We start from the raw sequence: 17,374 nt of genomic DNA, 5'->3' as shown, positions 1-17,374 counted from the left end.
TCAGAGCGGCGGCTTGACCAGGGAATACGGCAAACGTTTCGGTGTTCGCGCTGTTTTTCGAACGATGAATGAGCCGCCACGGGGGGCCAGGGGCGTGAGTGAGTAGCGGTAACGTACTCGCCCACTCACTCACGACCCCGCTCCCGCGGTCCGGCCGTTGTCAGACGTACTGGATTTGCCAGTTCACCCAGTTGGCATAGGGGTCGGCCGATTTGAGGTTGAACTGCTTGCGGGAGTCGCCGTCACAGACGGGGGCGGTGAGCTTGGAGTCGACGTGGTAGCCGTTTCGGTACCAGTCGAAGCGCATGACCACGCAGTGGTGGTCCTTCCAACGGTCCTCAACCCAGCCCTTGACGTGAGAGGGGACCCAGCAGGGCTGCCCGGCCGAGGCTCCCCATTGCATGGAGAACGCCCAACCCGAACCGCACCAGGTAGCCGGCGAGCTGCCCTGATCCGCCATTGCGGTTCCCGACGCCGCACCTGTTGCCATGAGCGCGGCCGCGACTGCCGCTATGAACGTGGATCTGCGTCGCATGAACTGACCTCCGTTGTTTGACGGTTGGACAGATATTCGACTTGTGCGCGGCACATCACAGCACGTGAGATCGGATCTGTCCCAGACCTCAATCTGGTCATCGCTGAAGACTGGCCCAGGACGGCGGAAAAACGCCGCCGCACGGCGTTGTCCCGGTCGCCACGGGAGTGACTCACGTCACATAAGAATTTCGCATTTGTGCGTGCGGACCGAGCCGCTCTCGGGTCCAAAAAGTATCCCGGAAGTTCTCCGTCCGAAGCAGAAACGGAGCCCCCATGAACCGCCCCACTGAGCCAGACACCTGCGCACGGCTGATCACCGTGCAGAACAACCTGGTCTTGGTTTCCGCCGCCATTCGACGTACTACGGCGGATCCGTCAGCCCTCTCCATCGCCATTCCGCGTTCTTCCCCCGAGGCATTCTCCCGAGCGGTCGCTTCCACGGCCGACACAATCTGGACTCGCTGACCGCGCCCGAACTTACGCCTGTGCAATGAGCGGCCGGGCTCCGCGAGATTTTCCCGCGGGGCCCGGTTTCTGCTGTCTTTCCGATACGGTCACCAAGACAGGGGGTTACTGCGAGAGGCGAACGTCGTTGATCACGCGAACGCCGTTCCGGGCGGGACGGCCCCTGATCAAGGACGCCTTATGACACGCACTGATGCACGCACCCGCGCTTTGGGTCCCACCGCACTACTGACCGCTGCTTGCCTCTTACTGACCGTGCCGCCCGCTTACGCCGCGAACCCCGCCGGGACCGCGTCACTCGGATCGGTCGACATCGCCACAGAGGATCGGGCTCCCGTGGTGATCCGCTCGCTGGCCCGCTGCGATGCCAACGGCCCAAGAGCGCGCACGGCTGCGGCTGGGGCCGTATCCGCACCGGGTATCAGGTTCGGCGGCGGAAACAGCAAATGCACCACATCGGTTGATCCCGTGTCAGGCGAGACGACGACGAAGTCGGAGGCCGTGGGCAAGAGCTTCGAGCTCAGCGGCCTGCGCTCGGTTGGTGGACCCGCGATCAGAATCAGAGACTTCAGGGTGACCTGTATCGCCACATCCCATGGCACTCTGGCCGACTGGACCATCAACGGACTGTCGGGAATCTCGGGCTTGCCGGATTACATCCCGGCCAACTACGTGCATCCCATCAGGAGGAAATCGGACGGCACGCTTCTGGCCGAAGCCGTCTTCAACGAGACGACCCGGCCCAAGGCCGACGACGGCCGCATCGACCTCAACGCGCTCCACCTCAAGTTCCTTCCGGAAAGCCGGATCACCGGAGAAGTGATCGTCGGCAGGGTGGCCTGTTCACCGACTGACTGACCGCCTCATCCGGCGGCGACAGCCGGGTCACTCACCCCTCCGCCCGGCCCCTTCCGTCGTAAGCGTTGGCCATGGTGAGGCGGAACGTCGGTCGCACGTGAACTCTCCTCTGGGAGCTCCCGGCCGTGTGCGGCCACTCGGCGTGCATCCTCCAGCCGAATCCGAGCTCCGCATGGTCCAGTACCCGAGCCGCCGCCCTCGGCGCCGCTACCGTATGGAGACCGGGCGAGGGACGCGAAGCCGCGAACGCCCTCACTTTCCGAAGTAGTGGTCGAAGGACCGGTTCCCCGGTTCTCCCTCCTCAGGACAACGCTGTGCTCGACAAGCACCTGGCACCGCGGACCGGGGAGCGGGGGTTGCGATGCCGCGCCCGGCGCATAGAGAAGGCCCTTGACTGCCCGGCCCGTTACCACACGGCCTGCCGCGTACCGCACTGCGCGCATCCGGCGTCCTACGAGGCCGGCCGAGCGCGATCCGACTGCGACGACTCGCCCGGGCTGAATCCTGGTGCGGCTGGGGAGGAGCCCTCCTGGCGGAGGCTGTCCAGGGCTGAACGGAGGAGGAGGGCTCTCGGATGGGTGGCCACAGCACAGCGCGGGTGACCGAAATGCATAATATGTCCCATTAAAGGAGCTAGTTATAAGTTCCCCCTAAATGAGGAGGTCCTGTTGTACGACAACGGTTCGCAGCTTGCGGCGACCGGTGCCGGCGTGTCTGTTCTAGGCATGACGCTCGGTCTTGGCTGGTTCACACTTCTCGCCGCGACTCTGGTTGTGGCCGGCTTAGTGGGCGTGACCGCGCTCACCTGCCGCAACGGGCAGAGCTGAGAAGGGGGCGGGGTCATGAGGCTGAGACACTCAGGCCGACCCACAGATTCAGGCCGACGGTCGCGGCAGTGGGTCCCGGTCCGGCAGTGCAGACTTGTGCGCTTGTGTGACTGCCCGCGGCGGCCAACCGAGCAGGGCGCACCGGCCCGCGGCTGGTGCGACTTACCCCTCGGCGTTGCCGGCCTCGCCCCTCAGCTCACACCTCAGGCCGCGGCCGGATCAGTCCGGCCACGGCCTGAGGTCATGTGCCGCCACCGCGGCATCCCGCCGGCCCGCCCAGGCGGCGCCCCCAAAGACTGCTGGAGCGGAAAGGGCCTGGGGCACAGATGAGACGTCATCCAGGCTTATATGTGACGATTCTCGGCTTATGGCTATGTCTTCTGGCATTGTTCATCTGGCAGTTCGAGCCGGAGACGCATCGGGCCTTCGCACAGTCCACCGCGATCGGAGTGACGGTCGTGGCCAGTGGCCTGTTCATCAGCTACTTCTGGCTCAACGGCATCAAGGATCTCCTCTACACCCTCGCTTTCCACCGTTATCGCGACCAGCTGCAGCCCAAGGTCCCCGCTCAGACGCGAGCCGACGGCAACTGGCCGAGGACCATCCTGGTTTACTGCACCTGCGACGATTTCTGCGCGGAGTCGCTTGAGGCTTCGATGCGGCAGGACGCCCCGATGGTGACCACGGTGATCCTGGACGATTCAAAAACCGATGAGTTCCGCCGTCAGGTGGATGAGTTCGCCGCCGACCACGGGGTGGAGGTGATCCGGCGCACCGACCGCGTAGGGTTCAAGGCGGGGAACCTCAACAACTTTCTGCGGCAGGCCGACTTCGACTACTTCGTCATTCTGGACAGCGACGAAATCATCCCGCCGAACTTCGTGACCCGTTGCCTGGACTACTTCGAGCACTACCCGAACGCGGGAATCGTGCAGGCCAACCATGTGGCCACCCGTAATCGGAACACGTTCATGCGCCGCTTCCACCCCGGGGTCGCCTCACACTGGCTCGCCTACCAGTGCGTCAAGAACCGGTTCGGTTTCCTGTCCTTGCTCGGGCACGGCGCCATGGTCAGTGCTTCCTGCTACCGTGCGGCCGGCGGCTTCCCCCACCTGGTCGCGGAAGACCTATGCTTCAGCATCGAGGCCCGCGCCGCCGGCTATCTGACCGTGTTCGCACCGGACATTGTGTGCGAGGAGGAGTTCCCGGTCTCGTACCTGGCGTTCAAGCGGCGCCACAACAAATGGACTCAGGGCAACATGGAGTTCATCAAGAAGTACACATGGCGAATCCTCTCCAGCCCTATGCGCTGGTTTGAAAAGATGGACATCGTCATGTTCAGCTACAGCCTGCCGCTAACCAGCCTGTTCAGCCTGTACGTCGTCATCAACGTCATCGTCTTGCCCGCGCTGAACTACTCCGTGCACTGGCCACTGTGGATGCTCGTCCCGACAGTGCTGTTCATCGTCGCCCCGATGCTCAACGACATCCTCAGCCTGCGCAAGACCATGCGCGCCGGCGCACTTTCCTCGTATTTGCTGCACACGGTACTGCTGTTCGGCTCAATGTTCTTCACCAGCCTGCGCGCTTCCTTCAAGTCGCTGTTCGGCTCATCGGTCTTCCTAGTCACCCCGAAGCAGGGGACACGCGTCACCTGGCGCCATGCCGTGCGCTCCAACTGGCCGGACTTGCTGTTCGCTGTGGCACTCACCGCGACATGCTTGTGGTTCACCCACAGTGTTCTGCCGGTTCTGCTCATCACCGTGCCGACAACAGCCGCTCTCTATCTGGCCCGTATGCACATGCGCGGCAACCAGCAGGTGGAGGCTGGTCGGTGAGCCGCTCGTCCCGATGGCCGCGTGTGGTCAGAGTCCTGCTCGCCGCCATATCGGGTGTGGCCGTGACTGTCGGGCTGGCTCTGGGCGGTTATACGGCCTGGCTGGTCTGGGGTACCAGTCCCCAGCCCAGCCAGGCCGAGCAGGCGCGCACCGCTCAGGTCGAAAAGGATCTGAGGCGCAGGGCTCCCTCGCCGCATGCCGGCCCGGATACTCCCGCGGTGATGCGCATCCCGGCCCTCGGGCGCCGTTGGGCCTATCGCGTGTACAACGGCACGACCGCTAAACAGCTGAATAAGGGATTGGGGCACTATCGCAGCACCGCCGGCCCCGGCCAGGTCGGCAACTACGTTGTCGCCGGACACCGCTCTTCCAACTCCGGATTCGCGCCCTTCGCCGAACTTCCGGACCGCATCAAGCGGGGATCCCGCCTCATCGTGACTGCCGCGACCGGCCGCTACACCTACACCGTCACGAAGACCCAACGCGTCACCCCTGACGCCGTACGGGTCCTCCGCTCTGACCAAGGCCGCGGCGCCGATCCCCAAAAGCGCCTGATCACCCTCATCACCTGCACGCCACGCTACGGAAGCACCGGCCGCTTCATCGTCTACGGCCATCTCATCTCGCACCAAGGGCCCAAGTGACGGTCTGCTGCCGTCACTTCCGCGAAAATGGCGGTCCATAGCCACGCAAACGCCGATTACTGTCCGTGAGTGCTCATAAGTAATGCGTCAACGATGGGTGGCCTCGATATTCGGGCTACTCAGGGCCTTCTTGAGCATTGCGTAACGAATGCGCCATGGCGGTGTCAGAGGGAGTGACAGCGCGCATAACCAGAGATCCGGGGCATCAAGAGCGACAAAGGCTCTCTCCTCCCGGGTCGCTGGTTGCCGTATGACTGAGGCGTTCGCACCCTGGAGGGCTCGTCTCAGTCCCTGGCGTGGTTATGGCCATGGGATCGGCAGGCTGCGTGCGCGGCTCTTTGAAAGAAGGTGTCCTGTGGCTGCCATCCCGGACCTGCTGGCTCGGCTACTGAAGTGCCCCGTTGATCTCCTGCACGCCAAGCTCTGCCCGTGCACACATTTCAACCACATCGAGACTATCGCCGAGCTCCACGCGTCGCCGGGCGGGTCGCCCGACCGTGTCTGGCGCGGCGGTGAGCGTGACGGCTTGAGCGCGGACCGGTGATGTCCGATGAGCTTCACCCAGAAACACAAGAGGTATTACTGCCCGGTCTGCGGCACGGTGCGCGAAGCGTACAAGCACTGGTCGCAGGGGTGGATCGTGGACGGCCACACCCTCTTCACCCGTGATGCGTGGACGACACAGCGCTGCCCTGGCGGGCCGATAAAACCCGAAACAGACAAGGCTCCGTGACGTCAGGCGTGAAAGGAGGCCCCATGGAAGAGATACCGATGAGCGACATCAGGATCGAACGCCACGACCGTGTGGTGACTGTAGGGCTGGACCTGCACATTCTCAATGTGCTGAACCATGAGTTGCTGACCGAAGTCATAAACCTTTTGCGCCCGTTGGACCTCGATCCCGACGTCGGCTGCTTCGTCGTCGCCGGCCGGCAGAGGCTTTTCGAGGACGATCCCGGCGTGAAGAGTGTGACAGGAGAGGCAGCCACCGGGATGGCGGTGGACGACTGCTCCTCCCTCTGGGAAGAGTTCGCACGACTGCGCACTCCGAAGGTCGCGGCCGTTGACGGCTGCGCCCTGGGCAGCGGCTGTGAACTGGCGACGATGTGCGATGTCGTCATCGCGGGCGAGTCAGCCGTCTTCGGCCAACCGGAGATCAAACTGGGCGCCGTCCCGGGCGTCGGCGGTACCCAGCGCCTGACCCGTCTGGTGGGCAGGGCCAAGGCCATGGACTTGATCCTCACCGGTCGCGCCATGAGCGCACCGGAGGCGGAGCGCTGCGGCCTGGTCTCTCGCCTTGTGGCCAACGGCCAGGCCCTCGCGGAGGCACAACAACTGGCCACGGTGATCGCTTCCTACGGCGGCGCGACAATCAGCGCCGCCCGGGGGGCCGTCGACCGAGCCCTGAAAACCAGCCCTGGGGACGGCGCCCCCGTCGAACGTCGCGCGTTCGCCCCGTTCACCTTGGATCAGCAAGGACGGACAGGGAAGGTGCCGAACCAGCGCCCGCCCCACTTCTGGAGCTGACCTCCCCAACTTCTGGAGCTGACCTCCCCGGAAGACCGGCAGGGCCCGCCGGAAGGGATCGCGACTGCGTGGAAGGCGGTCTCGGCCTGGTCCTCCGCGCTTACCAGAGCGCGAGTTTCACCAGCGCCAAGACAGCCCAGGGGCATTGCGCGATTGGGATTGGTCCGGTTCGCCGGTCTCGTGAGTGACGTGTCGTCATGTCCGTTGTGAGGCAAGGGGCCCTGGAAAGCAGAGCAGGCACGGTGCTGGTGATCATGTGGTTGTCGAGACCCATGAGAACGAGCGAGACCGTGCCTGCCCGAACATCATCGCCCATCCCTTCCGCACTGGAGCAACTGGGCTCCCCGACTGATCCCCTCGCCTCAAGCGATGCCGCTGACCTGCGGCGTTTCCTGACCCTGGTCGCCGACCCCCGCGATGCGCGAGGTCTGCGGTATCCCGCCCTCGCATTGCTGTGCGCAGCCGCCTCGGCGGTGCTGACCGGGGCCCGCTCGCTCATCGCGATCAGCGAGTGGATCGCGGATGCCCCGCAGCATGTGCTGGGCGTCCTCGGTTTCACTGCCGATCCGCTTACCGGCCTGCGGCCCGTGCCGCACGCCGCAACCGTGCGCCGCCTGCTGCAGCGTGTGGACGGCGACGCGCTCGACGCGGCGATCGGCGCGTTTCTGCAGGCCAGAACGCCGCCCCCGGCCAAGCCGGAGACGAAGGCGGGGCCAACGCAGCGGGTGATCGCGGTCGACGGCAAGGTGGTCCGCGGTTCACGGACCGCAACGGCCGCAGCGATCCAGCTGCTGGCGGCAATGGACCACCACGGCGTGGTCCTGGCCCAGCGGCAGGTCGCTTCCAAGAGCAACGAGATTCCCTCCTTCGCGCCGTTGCTGGACGGTCTCGAGCTGGAGAACACGGTGGTGACCGCCGACGCTCTGCACACCCAGCACGACCACGGGGCCTATCTGACCAGTCGCGGCGCGCACTACGTGGCCGTCGTGAAGAAGAACCATCCCGGCCTGTACACCCAGATCAGGAAGCTGCCCTGGCGGGACATCCCGCTCGGGCACAGCACTCGCGACCACGCCCACCACCGCGACGAGATCCGCCGGCTCAAAGCGGCCGCATTCAGCCACCTCGACTACCCCGGCGCCCGCCAGGCGATCCAAGTCGTCCGGTGGCGACGCGACTTGAGCACCGGGAAACTGACCATCGAGCGCGTCTACCTGATCACCAGCCTGAGCGTCTTCGACGCCACCTGCACCGAGCTCGCCACATGGATCAGAGGCCACTGGGGCATCGAGAACCTCCTGCACCACGTCCGGGACCGCACGTTCCGAGAGGACGACTCCAAGGTCCGCACCGGCACCCTGCCCCGCGCCATGGCCTCCCTGCGCAACCTCGCCATCAGCACCTTCCGCCAGGACGGCCAGACGAACATCGCCGCCGCCCTCCGCCACACCAGCCGCGACTACCACCGGCCCCTACGAACCCTCGGTCTCACATGACAAACCCAGACAGACCTCGATCACGCAATGACCCTGCAAGACAGCCATGAAGGTGAGTCGTGCGGCGAATGTGGGTGTACGGGCGTACGGTCGCGAACATGCGCACACATCTCCGGGGCGGGGACGCGGCGGTCCTCGGCGGTGGGCGCGGACTCGGCCCTCACGCCCCAAGAGGCGCCGGCCACGTCCATCCGCATGCCAACGGTGAGGCATGGGCACGCCCATGAGCGGTTGGTTACCGAGAACGTTGCTCGCCGCACTGCTGGCCGGGCTGTGTTGCGCCAGAGCTGGGGCCACGACCGATGCAGAGCCGTTCTGGGTCAATCCCGACTCCTCCGCCGCCCGGCAAGCAGCCGAATGGCGCGAAGCCGGCCGCACGGCGGATGCCGCGCTCATGGACCGCATCGCCACCCGTCCCCAGGCCGAGTGGATCCCCGGGCCGAATCCGCAGGCCGTAGTGGAAGCCCGTACAAAGGCCGCTGCGGGCGCCGGGCGAACCGCGTTGCTGGTGGCGTATCACATCCCGAACCGTGACTGCGGGCAGTACTCGGTCGGCGGTGCCCAGGATGGCGCGGACTACCGGACCTGGGTCGAGCAGTTCGCGGCTGGGATCGGTGAGCGGGCCGCGTACGTGATCACCGAACCGGACGCGGTGGCGCAGGTCGTGGCGGGTTGTCCGACGGTCGCGGCTGCCGAACGCTATGGGCTACTGGCGTACGCGGTCGACCGGTTCAAGCGGCAGCCCAACACGCGCGTCTATCTGGACGCGGGCAATGTCGGCTGGATCCCGCAGGCCGGTCGGCTGGTCGGTCCCTTGCGGGCTTCGGGGATTGCTCAGGCCGACGGGTTTTCCTTGAATGTCTCCAACTTCGAGACAAATGAGGTGAGTCGGAACTACGGCGATCTCCTGTCAAGTCATCTGGGCGGCAAACACTACGTGGTGGACACCAGCCGCAACGGCCGGGGACCGTACGCGGGCACGGATTCGGAGGCGTGGTGCAATCCGCCCGGACGGGCCTTGAGTACTCCCCCCACGGACCGTACTGGTCATGCTCTCCTGGACGCCTACTTGTGGATCAAGTGTCCGGGCGAGTCCGACGGCACGTGCCGCGGCGGCCCGGCCGCGGGGGAGTGGTGGCCGTCATACGCCCTAGAACTCGCCCGCAACGCACATGAATGAGCTGGTCGCACGATTTGTGCCCCGCAGGGACCGAAGCGACCCAAGTGGGATCCGTGGTCCAGTGGGCCGTCCTCGCCGATCCGGCCGACTCACCGTCGATGAGTCCCCATTCCCCCCTCCGGGCTGCGGAGTGTCACGGGAAACCCGGAGGGGGAGGGCCCAACTCATGCGTATGTAAGAGGCTTCGCAGGCGGATTTATTACGCTGCTGTCGTCCAGCGCGCCGAAAAGAGCAACGACGATGCTCACTCAGCGGTGACATAACGAGACGATCACTGTGATTTATCCCGTTTTGGCCTACCCTGGTGAGGGGTGTCAACGCCAGGTTCGCCGCCGCCCGACGAGTCTCCTGGCGCGTTCCGCCCGGCAGGTGGTCCCCCTTGGCCTGCTCGGGCGGTTCGCCCTGCCCGGCTCGGCCTTCGCCGCGAATTGCCCGCATCCGCCGGCCAGAGTCGGAAAGCGCCCGCATCCCCAACGCTCATGCGTAGTTGGACAGGGAGAGTTTCTCCTCAAGGACGGTGTACGCCCATGAACTGCTGTAGCCGCCTCCTGCGCGTCCTCTACGCCGCTACCAGTGCCCTTCTTGCCGGAATCGCAGGCCTTGAACTTCGGTACGGCCCGTTGTGGACGGCATGTGTGTTCGCCGCGGCCGCTCTCGTCCCGGTTATCGCGGTTGTACGCGAGACCATGATCTGCGATGAACGACGACACGTGACGGAGGCGACGTCCAAGCGGGCCAGGTGCGGTGGTGAGGCCGTCGAGCCGATCCTCCAGGCAGCACTCGAGGCCGCGTGCTGCGAGCGCTGGTGGACGAGCCTTGGCCGCAATCATGACGCCGGCTGTCAGAAGACGAGGAGCGGCGCCGCGTAGACCTCCCCGGCCCGGTCTGTCTCTGAACGTGTGGGGCACAGGACTGGGCACACCGATGAACCCGCGCCGCGGCTGCTCTGATTGCGTCACTCTCGCCCAACCAAGTCCGCCGGGCCGGCACAGGTCGCCGTGGATGCCGTCTGCAATGAACCGTCGCCGAAGGCGCCCACCCACGTGCGCTCCCGGCCACGGGCCGAGAGGTTCCGTGCCCTGCGAGAGTCAGGCAGCGCCCTCCACGAACTCGGATCGGCTCGCACCCCCGCTCCGAGGTCGTCACGGGGCGGGGGTGCGGCAGGAAACCGCCGCTAGGAAGCGGGCTTACCCGTAGTAGCCGCTACCCGAGTAGCCACCGCCGACTGGAGCCTGCCGGCTGTTCTGGTCCTGCTGGGCCTGCTGAGCCGTCCCGGCGACCGCCGACTGGGCCCCTTGCTGCCAGGCGTTCCCGACACCGGCCCCCTGCGAACCCAGCGCATCCGCCCCCTGCTGATGCCCTGCATCTGTGCCGGCTGCCGCGTACGAAGTACCCGGTGCGGCAGCGTGGTCCGCAGCACCAGAGGTGGGAGAACCGCCCAGGGTGTGCCAACCGCCGGCAGTCGAGCCTCCCGTCACCTCGTGAGCGCTGTCCGCGGCCGGCGCATTCGGAGTCCAACCTGCCTGCTGGTATGCATTCTGGCCCTGCGTGCCCGTGGGCGACTGGGCCGGACTGGAATGGTTCGCCAGAGCGGCCTGTTGTGCTGGGGCCTGTCCCTCTCGCGCGGTCTGCTGCTGTCCCTGCGGCGCCTGCCGTTGCTTCTCAGCCGGTGTCCACTGGCCCTGCCACTTGCCGTCGACCAGCCTCCAGTCACCCTGCCAGCCGTCTCGCTGCCAGTGGCCTTCCCACTGCCCCTGGCTGTTGCGTCGCCACTCACCTTGCCAGCCGTCCTGCTGAGTCGGCGGCTGAGGCTGCTGCTTGGCGACGGGCCCGGTCTGCTTGATGGTAGGCCCGGTCTGCTTGTCAGCAGGCTCGTTCTGCTTGGGGCCGGGCTGCTGCGTGGTCGGGGTGACGGGGGTGGTCGGTCCCTTTGACGACTGGCCGTAGATCTTTGCCACGGTCGCCGTCTCATTGGCAGACGGTGTTCCGGGAGCGCCGCGGAACGCAATCGTCGGTCTCATGACTTCGTCGGGATTCCCAGGAACGGATTCCCTGCCACCCGTCGCATGGCCAAGGCCCAGGGCGTGTCCCATTTCGTGCGCGACAACACCCAGCTTCTGCTCACTGGTAGCCCGGCCGTGCCACCAGTCGGAGTTGAGCGTGACCCTTTGTCCGTGACCGCACTGGACACGTGTGAAGGTGCAGTTGTCGCCCGCCAGCCCGGCCAGGCCGCCATTGAGCCGGGCTATGTTGAAAAGCAGCCCAGGGGTGCCGCCCGGCGATGCCTTCGTGAACCACGGCGTGGTGGTGCCTGTCTGCTTACGGAGCGCCTGGTCCCAGTTCTGAACACCCTGGTGGATGATCTGCTGCGAAGCCGCATCGACACCATTCATGAAGTCCCAGGTGATCACTGGCGGTCGTCCAGTGCCCGGGCCTGTTCCATTCATGGCGGGGGCGTGTGTGCCCGAGCCGGAGGGCAAGCTGTTGACCTGCGCAGACGCGTTCGTCGCACCGGCTAACAAGCCAGCGCAAAGGGGTGCCGCGACCATGCTGCCGCGCAGCACTCGTGTCTGCGCCGCGGAAAGCTCTCTACGCGCCTTCTTATGACGTCCTGCCACGTTCCTGTTCCTTGTGTCGTCAGCCCCATCGCTCAGCGAAGGGGGTACGAGATCGGCTACCTGCCGATCGAGGGCACACGGGATCTTGATCCTCACTCCGTGGCCTCTACTGCTGTGCCGGCCTCGTTGTGTGACGTGGCCCTTGGGTGGCGGGCCCATCAATTCTCCGTTCCTCATTCGGTATTGCGCTGCGGGTTGCGGTGATCCGCCTGGCACGCATACGCCGGGGGCACAACAACGGCTCGTCCGGGGAGAGATACCCCGGGCGATGGCCGACACCGCTATGAGAACACGCCAGTTCGAAGGTCTCGCCGCCGCATGCCTGCCTCAATGGGCCTGAAATCAACCGGGCATGAGGCTCTATGTGTCACGAAGGAGATATGCCGCGAGGGGTTAATGCGCGAAATTGTACCCTGCATGACAAACGCATCTCGCGGACACTTGCAATGCGCGTTCTTGGACCAGAGTGCCCCCTTAATCCCGCTGCCGACTTATGACTCAAATCACAGACGCGGTACACCTGTTGAGACCGTAGTTGATCATTTTGCAAATCGGGCGTCTGCGACAGGCAAACTGGGCCTCGCGGCGAGCGCTCGACTCGATGGGCAGTGGTCTACCGGGTTCGGCCGATGCCGGGTGTCACCTCACGAGCAGTCCGCGACGAACTGACCGGTGGGCACTCGCCGTCGGCTCACCCCGGACCGAGGCGAGGGCTCCGGGTCTCGGTCGCTTGAGTCGCTTCGTCCTGCCGGTGACCTGGCCAGGAGGGCGGCGATGTCACCCCTTCACGCCGACCTGTCCTGCCTGCGGAACCTGTTGCGGGGCCGGGCAGCGTGCCACGCGTGGATGGTGTCGGCGTACCAAAGGGGCCTGCCATGGTCGACGTGGTCAGGCGGAGGCAGCAGACCGTGCTTGCGGTAGGACCGGACCGTGTCCGGCTGCACATCGATGTGGGTCGCGATCTCCTGGTAGCACCAGAGCCTTTGGTCAGCCACGATCGCCGCTTCGGGAACAGCGCGCGGTCCGGGCAGAGCCGGTGATGGCTGGCTGCTTGTGGCTTGAGGGGAATGGCGTCGCCGAGGTGTACCCAGCGAACCCGCATATGGTCGCGCGGACTGCGCTTCCGTGGCTTCGCCGGCCTCCCCCGCAACGCCGGGCGAGGCTGCCCGGGCGGTTGACGTCGTCCCACCCACGGTCGGTTCACCCATGCTTCCCCCTCATGGTGTTCGCACGGCGAGCGCTGAACGAAGGGCCCGCCAGCCGTCAATGGTGGGCTGCTGTGCACTGTTTGGGCGGTAGTCAGCGCCCAATCACCGAATTGAGTGACCTCGCTTCAGCGGGACATAAATCCGCGTGAACCGGGCGGGCGGACGGCCATGACGACACCGATGCCGTGGCGCGGCTTCATCCGGCTACGCGCGGACTTCCCAAGCCGTTCGCAACCAGCGGGCCGAGGTGATCGTCTGCCGAGAGGAAAGCGAGAACGGTGCCTCGAACTGCCTGTTCGAGGGTGCGGGGCGCGTCCAGTTGGAACTGCGGGCTTTGGCTACCCGTTTGTCGCTGCCAGCAACAGGCTCACAATGAGTGAACAGACAATGAGGATCAGGAGCGTGTGCTCCACCACAATGCGGTCCCATACCGACCGCGTGACCCTCGAACCAGCCCCGCACCATGCCTCCCGCCGTTCGGCAAGCACGGCTAGCTGCGCGACCACCGGGAGGGGAGATTCGGACTCACCCCCTGCGGTTTCGGATGAGTGGACCCGCATTTCGAATTCCGTCGGACCATCCGATATCAGATGGTCCGACTTCCACTCTTGACGCATACGCACCTCTCCTGGCGCCGTTCTGTTGTGGCTGCCACATTGGGGTACCTTGAGCCCTCAAGGCTTCAATTCGCCTTAAGCGCCAGGAAAACGCCACCCCGCGCTTCCCACTTGTGGATTGCTTTCATATCGGGACAACGTCGAAAGATTCACCCGGCAGGAGGATCCGACGCGACTGCCGGCGGAGAGTTCGGCCTCGCAGCGGTAACCCGCTCGGCGTGACGTCTCGGCGCCCAGGTCGTTGGAAGGAGCGACGCCGTTGCTCGCTCCATCAGCGACAAGAGCCCCGGCTCGCGCCTTGCCCGCTTCAGCCATGAGGCAGGCATCGGTGCCCGGCGTTCCAGGACCCTCTCCTCCTCCGAATGACCTGCGCCCAAGGGAGAGGGTCCGGCTCTTTTCGGTGGACGGCTCGCTTCAGGTCACCACAGGTTGACCCGTGCGTCGGCGCCCATCTCTTCGAGCGCCGCGAGCAAGAGTCGGCAGGTCTCGGCCGTGCTGTGGAGGCCGCTCAGTGGCTCACGGCAGTATGTGCCGTACTTGGCCGACCACAGCCCTCGCCACACCGCGCGCGGCACCATCGCGTCCTCCCAGCGGAGCCGGTCCAGCCACTCCTGGGCAGCCGCAAAATGGCCATGACAGCCGATGAGTTCGTGTTCGAAGACAGCGCGGTGGAAATCGGCGTCGTACGACACCAGCCTGCGGTTCAAGAGCACATCGGAAAGGGCGGGCAGCAGCTCGCCGAACGCCGGAGCCTGGGCGATGTGTTCCGGGGCGATGTCGTGCATGGCCAGCACAGCCGGGTCGACGATGGCGGCCGGCCGCACGTATTCGTCGAAGATCAGGGCGCCGCGGCGGTCAACGGCGGTGATCTGCATCGCGCAGGCGTTACCCGGACGTGCGGTCCTCACGTCGACCACCAGCAGCGAGTCGTCGGCCAGCAGGTCACGGGCCCAGCGGGCGACCTGCTCGCGCTCGCGCGCCCAGGACGCCGGGCGCCGAAGTGCGCGAATGGCGTCGTCGAGACTCGCGTACTCCTCTTGGGTGGCCAGTACGCGCCACAACGGTGCCTGGCCTTCGTGGTACTCGGCGCTCACGGTGCCCTGATACTGGCGGTTGGCGTACGCAGCCCAGATGGTCCGATTGGTGCCGGCGGGGCGGACGAACTGCACGGCATGTTCATCTACGTCGCGGGTGAACAGGTCTTGTAAGTCAGTTGGCTCGGCGAAGGTCACCGTGTTCCCCTTCCACCGGCCGGCGCCCCGGCTGCACCACGAGTGATCCATTCACCGTACTGGCCGGACGATCACGAGCGTCTCGGACACGCATGGCTATCGCGGTTACTGCTCGTCCCCACGCGAACGGCAGTGCGTGACGGATTCCCGGTGACGGTCAGTACCTGGTCATGCAGCGCGCGAGCAGACGCTCCCGCTGCCGGGCGCCGAGACCCTGGACGCGGCGGAAGGCGGAGATCTCCAGCTCAGCGAGGAGCTTCTCAGCCCGGACCTTTCCGATGCCGGGGAGCGAGGCCAAAAGAGTCCGGACCGGCATTCTGCGGATCACCTCGGACTCACTGGCGAGTACCTCGGCAAGCGAGATCCTGGCGTGTTTGAGCGCGGCCTTGACCTCGGCACGCTCGCGCCGCACCGCGGCGGACTTGTCGGAAGCGGCCCGGCGCTGCTGCGGGGTCAAAGGGGGAACTGGCATACGAAGCTCCTGCTCGTCGTACTGATCGGCCGCGGCCATTCTCGCCAACGTCCTGACGTGCCATCGGGGCCCGCACAAGGGACCGACGCACCGATCTGCGGCACGTGGTGGGCAGTCGGGATCCTTGAGGCCCCGGAATCCCACACAGCTGGAAGTTACCCGCTGTCACGACGCGTCCCCGGCCCGTCGAGTAGGGATCGAACATCTAACCGGATGGCGTCCCGCGACGTGGTGTAGGGGATCAAGACACCGGAACCCGCAGGCCAGGGACATGGCTCAGCCCGTTCCCGTGTCCAACTCACCTCATCAGCACGCTTCTTGGGCTGCCGCCTCCGCATAGATCGCTATGAGCCTCGAACCGGAAGGCGTAGCGCTTGATCCCCTACACCACGTCGCGGGACACGACCTCTAACCGAGGGTCGAGAGCTGTTCACGGCGTCAGGTCCGCACGAGTGTGACGGCTGTGCGGACCTGACGGGCCGGGAGGGAACCAGCGTGTGTCGTATAACGAGCCTGCTCCGAAACGGTTCTGCGGCCAGGTCGCCCGGTTCGGGCCACGAACAGTCCCAGTGCCTGTTGCCAGGTCCGGGTGTGCATCCGCGCAGCCAGATCCTCCGCCTGCAAGCGGGCCGCCGCCGCGTGGGCGTGCTCGTCGGCGTGAGGCAGGAGGGAGAACCAGGCGCCGCCGTTCATCGGTGCGAAAAAGGCGAAGGAGACACGCCAGCTGGGGCGGGGCTGCGTGTGATACGCGGCGAACAGCAGCCCCCGGCCGCAGAAGACAACCCTGGCGTAGCCCGGGTCGATACAGGCATGGGTGAAGAACGGGTTGCCCGCCCGGCGCGCGGCCAGCCGCACATGCCGCAGATCATCCAGGCGGAACGCTCTTTGCAGGGGCACCTCGGGGCCAGGAGCTGGACGGTGCTCCTGCCGTAAACGTCCGGAGCTCATGCAGGGAGTAACGAGCAGATGTCCCGTCCCGTGCCGCTGCCGCTCAGCGGCCCAACCCGCTCATAGCGGCGGCTTCGAACCGTTCGTCGGCCGTGAGGTCGTTGCAGTCGCGTTGAGCGGTCCGTTGATCCACCTCTGCCTGAGTCAAGGTACGGGCGCTCTTGAGCCAGTCTGCCAGATCGGTGTCAGTCATCGTTTGATCACTTCTCGGTGCACTGAACTGTCACCTATAAGACGAATCTCCATGTTGGGTGTTACGCACTTTTCCAGAATTTTGTGCCGAGCGTTCGCACCTGCGGGTGCACGCGGGCGTCCTGTCGCAGGCGGATGACGGCTTCAGCCCAGGGGGACGAATGGCACGGTGAAGCAGGCCAGCCGTTCACCCGCCCCGCTCTGGTCACTGTGCAGGACCACGGAGCCTGCCTCGCCTGCGCGGAAGGACCAACTGCCGCGGGTGCGGGCATGACCCGTGCCGTCCTCAGTCGCGGTGAAGTTGAGCCAGACCTCGTTTCCGGGGTCGACGTGTGCTGGGTCGGCGGACGGCCGGTGCTGATAGTGACCCCCCGAGTCCAGCGGGTACGGGCCGCACGGCTTTTGGTGGACGTGTGCGCCGTAGGCATAGCCCGGTTCCACACCCCGCACGCGCAGCGTCACCTCGGTCGAACCCCGGTCGCTGCGCTGCTCCACCACGATGCGCGAACCGGCGGGGACCAGGTCCTGGTTGTACGTCTTGGCGGCCGACGGAATGAAAGACAGTGGGGGTGCGAAGGCCCCCTCGGCCCTCAGCCATAAGCTGTCCCGCGCGCCCTCCGGGCCCGCACCCGTCGCCAGCACTGCCGCCGCCAAGGCGCCGGCGATCATCCCTGCCACCATCATCGCTCCGTATCCGTCAGCTGGCCCACGACCT

16 protein-coding genes are annotated in these 17,374 nt (G+C 65.8%); 8 read left to right on the top strand and 8 right to left on the bottom strand.

Features of this window, described 5'->3' with window-relative positions:
- Positions 1 to 160 precede the first annotated feature (160 nt).
- Positions 161 to 313 carry a hypothetical protein gene (locus ABIE67_RS49330; RefSeq protein ID WP_370270993.1) on the bottom strand — a complete coding sequence of 51 codons (153 nt, stop codon included), beginning with the start codon at positions 311 to 313 and terminating at the stop codon, positions 161 to 163.
- An 869-nt stretch (positions 314 to 1,182) separates the two neighbouring features.
- Between ABIE67_RS49330 and ABIE67_RS49325 the strand changes: the two genes are divergently transcribed.
- The 8 genes from ABIE67_RS49325 to ABIE67_RS49290 all read left to right on the top strand — a co-directional run bounded on the left by ABIE67_RS49325 (position 1,183) and on the right by ABIE67_RS49290 (position 9,372).
- Positions 1,183 to 1,860 carry a choice-of-anchor P family protein gene (locus ABIE67_RS49325; RefSeq protein ID WP_370270992.1) on the top strand — a complete coding sequence of 226 codons (678 nt, stop codon included), beginning with the start codon at positions 1,183 to 1,185 and terminating at the stop codon, positions 1,858 to 1,860.
- Positions 1,861 to 2,528: 668 nt separating this feature from the next.
- Positions 2,529 to 2,687: a hypothetical protein gene (locus ABIE67_RS49320; protein ID WP_370270991.1), complete on the top strand. Its 159-nt coding sequence runs from the start codon at positions 2,529 to 2,531 to the stop codon at positions 2,685 to 2,687.
- Between the two features lie 350 nt (positions 2,688 to 3,037).
- Positions 3,038 to 4,525: a glycosyltransferase family 2 protein gene (locus tag ABIE67_RS49315; protein ID WP_370270990.1), complete on the top strand. Its 1,488-nt coding sequence runs from the start codon at positions 3,038 to 3,040 to the stop codon at positions 4,523 to 4,525.
- Between the two features lie 56 nt (positions 4,526 to 4,581).
- Positions 4,582 to 5,169, top strand: a complete 588-nt coding sequence (locus tag ABIE67_RS49310) for a sortase (protein WP_370270989.1) — start codon at positions 4,582 to 4,584, stop codon at positions 5,167 to 5,169.
- A gap of 550 nt (positions 5,170 to 5,719) precedes the next feature.
- On the top strand, positions 5,720 to 5,902 hold the full coding sequence (locus ABIE67_RS49305; RefSeq protein ID WP_370270988.1) for a hypothetical protein: 183 nt from the start codon (positions 5,720 to 5,722) through the stop codon (positions 5,900 to 5,902).
- 23 nt (positions 5,903 to 5,925) lie between these two features.
- Complete coding sequence (locus ABIE67_RS49300) at positions 5,926 to 6,696, top strand: enoyl-CoA hydratase-related protein (RefSeq protein ID WP_370270987.1); 771 nt, start codon at positions 5,926 to 5,928, stop codon at positions 6,694 to 6,696.
- A gap of 272 nt (positions 6,697 to 6,968) precedes the next feature.
- Positions 6,969 to 8,192 (top strand): ISAs1 family transposase, encoded by a 1,224-nt coding sequence (locus ABIE67_RS49295; RefSeq protein ID WP_370252144.1) that lies wholly within the window; start codon positions 6,969 to 6,971, stop codon positions 8,190 to 8,192.
- 211 nt (positions 8,193 to 8,403) lie between these two features.
- Positions 8,404 to 9,372: a glycoside hydrolase family 6 protein gene (locus tag ABIE67_RS49290; protein ID WP_370270986.1), complete on the top strand. Its 969-nt coding sequence runs from the start codon at positions 8,404 to 8,406 to the stop codon at positions 9,370 to 9,372.
- A 1,187-nt stretch (positions 9,373 to 10,559) separates the two neighbouring features.
- Here the strand turns inward: ABIE67_RS49290 and ABIE67_RS49285 are convergent.
- From ABIE67_RS49285 to ABIE67_RS49255, 7 genes are all read right to left on the bottom strand, one after another.
- Positions 10,560 to 11,783 carry a hypothetical protein gene (locus tag ABIE67_RS49285; RefSeq protein ID WP_370270985.1) on the bottom strand — a complete coding sequence of 408 codons (1,224 nt, stop codon included), beginning with the start codon at positions 11,781 to 11,783 and terminating at the stop codon, positions 10,560 to 10,562.
- 992 nt (positions 11,784 to 12,775) lie between these two features.
- Positions 12,776 to 12,985, bottom strand: a complete 210-nt coding sequence (locus ABIE67_RS49280) for a MerR family transcriptional regulator (RefSeq protein ID WP_370270984.1) — start codon at positions 12,983 to 12,985, stop codon at positions 12,776 to 12,778.
- Between the two features lie 1,249 nt (positions 12,986 to 14,234).
- Positions 14,235 to 15,047: a 3'-5' exonuclease gene (locus ABIE67_RS49275; RefSeq protein ID WP_370270982.1), complete on the bottom strand. Its 813-nt coding sequence runs from the start codon at positions 15,045 to 15,047 to the stop codon at positions 14,235 to 14,237.
- 157 nt (positions 15,048 to 15,204) lie between these two features.
- On the bottom strand, positions 15,205 to 15,519 hold the full coding sequence (mihF, locus tag ABIE67_RS49270) for an integration host factor, actinobacterial type (RefSeq protein ID WP_370270981.1): 315 nt from the start codon (positions 15,517 to 15,519) through the stop codon (positions 15,205 to 15,207).
- A gap of 438 nt (positions 15,520 to 15,957) precedes the next feature.
- The gene (locus tag ABIE67_RS49265) at positions 15,958 to 16,467 is read right to left on the bottom strand and encodes a hypothetical protein (RefSeq protein ID WP_370270980.1); all 510 of its coding nucleotides are present in this window, start codon (positions 16,465 to 16,467) and stop codon (positions 15,958 to 15,960) included.
- 43 nt (positions 16,468 to 16,510) lie between these two features.
- Positions 16,511 to 16,660 (bottom strand): hypothetical protein, encoded by a 150-nt coding sequence (locus tag ABIE67_RS49260; RefSeq protein ID WP_370270979.1) that lies wholly within the window; start codon positions 16,658 to 16,660, stop codon positions 16,511 to 16,513.
- Positions 16,661 to 16,803: 143 nt separating this feature from the next.
- Positions 16,804 to 17,328: a superoxide dismutase family protein gene (locus ABIE67_RS49255; protein WP_370270978.1), complete on the bottom strand. Its 525-nt coding sequence runs from the start codon at positions 17,326 to 17,328 to the stop codon at positions 16,804 to 16,806.
- Between the last annotated feature and the right edge of the window lie 46 nt (positions 17,329 to 17,374).

The organism is Streptomyces sp. V4I8 (genome assembly GCF_041261225.1).
Classification (GTDB): domain Bacteria; phylum Actinomycetota; class Actinomycetes; order Streptomycetales; family Streptomycetaceae; genus Streptomyces.
The sequence above is the reverse complement of the archived record's forward strand: the minus strand, read 5'-3'. Positions and strand labels throughout refer to the sequence as shown.

What these genes read in the sequence shown, in the direction of transcription:
- ABIE67_RS49300 (WP_370270987.1), top strand. Translation starts at nt 5,926, where the DNA reads ATGGAAGAGATACCGATGAGCGACATCAGGATCGAACGCCACGACCGT.
- ABIE67_RS49295 (WP_370252144.1), top strand. Translation starts at nt 6,969, where the DNA reads ATGAGAACGAGCGAGACCGTGCCTGCCCGAACATCATCGCCCATCCCT.
- ABIE67_RS49255 (WP_370270978.1), bottom strand. Translation starts at nt 17,328, where the DNA reads ATGATCGCCGGCGCCTTGGCGGCGGCAGTGCTGGCGACGGGTGCGGGC.
- ABIE67_RS49325 (WP_370270992.1), top strand. Translation starts at nt 1,183, where the DNA reads ATGACACGCACTGATGCACGCACCCGCGCTTTGGGTCCCACCGCACTA.
- ABIE67_RS49260 (WP_370270979.1), bottom strand. Translation starts at nt 16,660, where the DNA reads ATGACTGACACCGATCTGGCAGACTGGCTCAAGAGCGCCCGTACCTTG.
- ABIE67_RS49265 (WP_370270980.1), bottom strand. Translation starts at nt 16,467, where the DNA reads ATGAGCTCCGGACGTTTACGGCAGGAGCACCGTCCAGCTCCTGGCCCC.
- mihF (WP_370270981.1), bottom strand. Translation starts at nt 15,519, where the DNA reads ATGCCAGTTCCCCCTTTGACCCCGCAGCAGCGCCGGGCCGCTTCCGAC.
- ABIE67_RS49305 (WP_370270988.1), top strand. Translation starts at nt 5,720, where the DNA reads ATGAGCTTCACCCAGAAACACAAGAGGTATTACTGCCCGGTCTGCGGC.
- ABIE67_RS49290 (WP_370270986.1), top strand. Translation starts at nt 8,404, where the DNA reads ATGGGCACGCCCATGAGCGGTTGGTTACCGAGAACGTTGCTCGCCGCA.